The sequence below is a fragment of the Oleiphilus sp. HI0132 genome (assembly GCF_001635845.1).
Genome location: NZ_LWGJ01001708.1, coordinates 1 through 887, shown reverse-complemented (window position 1 = coordinate 887; position 887 = coordinate 1). Strand labels below are relative to the sequence as shown.

General features: G+C 46.0%; 2 protein-coding genes. Both read left to right on the top strand.

What is annotated here, in order from left to right; all coding sequences use genetic code 11:
• Window positions 1-578, top strand: a 578-nt coding sequence (locus A3766_RS26185) for a hypothetical protein (protein WP_231882999.1), incomplete at its 5' end; no start/stop codon positions are given.
• Between the two features lie 61 nt (window positions 579-639).
• Window positions 640-887, top strand: a 248-nt coding sequence (locus A3766_RS26180; RefSeq protein WP_197479762.1) for a hypothetical protein, incomplete at its 3' end; no start/stop codon positions are given.

Below are 887 nucleotides of genomic sequence, written 5' to 3'. Positions count from 1 at the left end.
TTAATTGGTATCGCTTATCTACCAGAGTATATCCGGAAAATGATATGGAAATAGCTGGAAGTGGTATTGATTTTATCCTTGAGTCAGCGAGTACATGGCGAAATGTGGGGGATAGTGAGTTAGCGGTGGAAATGCCAGATACGCAAGATATATCACGTTTCTCTTCACGCTTTTCCCGGGCGGGAACGCTTGCTTTTGACTGGCTACTATCAAGCTCTGATGTGATGAATCTGGATGTTTATATTGATGGTGTTCGTCAAACGACTGAAGTGGTTGACGGTGTTGAGCAAGATTTAGTCGTAGGAAGTAGCTATTCGAACGTCGTTATAGAGCTGCCTGAGGGTGGCGCTTATGTTGAGTGGGTGTTGGCGAGAAAGCGAGGCGCTAGCCTTGGTTTGGGTGAGGGGGACGATGCGCGAATTGCATCAATTAGTTTTACCGCAATTGAAGCAGAGCAAGAGGAAAGTGACAGCAATAAAAAGTCTGATTCAAGTGGTGGCGCCATTGCTTGGCAACTGATATGTCTATGTTTGCTATTGCTGACTTATCGTCGTAGGTTCTTAAAACTTGCGCCTTAGTCTTTATTTGAGTGTTAGATTGATGTTACGTATGGTTTTAGTTCGGTTTGTTGGTGTGCTCATGCTTTCAGGGGGTGTGTTAGCGGGTGGCCCTGAAAATCAAGTTCCGGAGCCGATAGTGCTGCAGTCTCTTGATAACGAGGCGATCACCTTCCAGGCAAAAAGCAATGGCTGCACCAAGCCTGAAGACTTTCGGATGAGAGTGCAAGGGCGCGACGTGTCTGTGCTTAGGGTGAAGAAAGACTCTTGTCGACGAATGCCTTTTTGGAAAACATTTTCACTTCCCATTTCTCTGGATTCCAGAGAAGT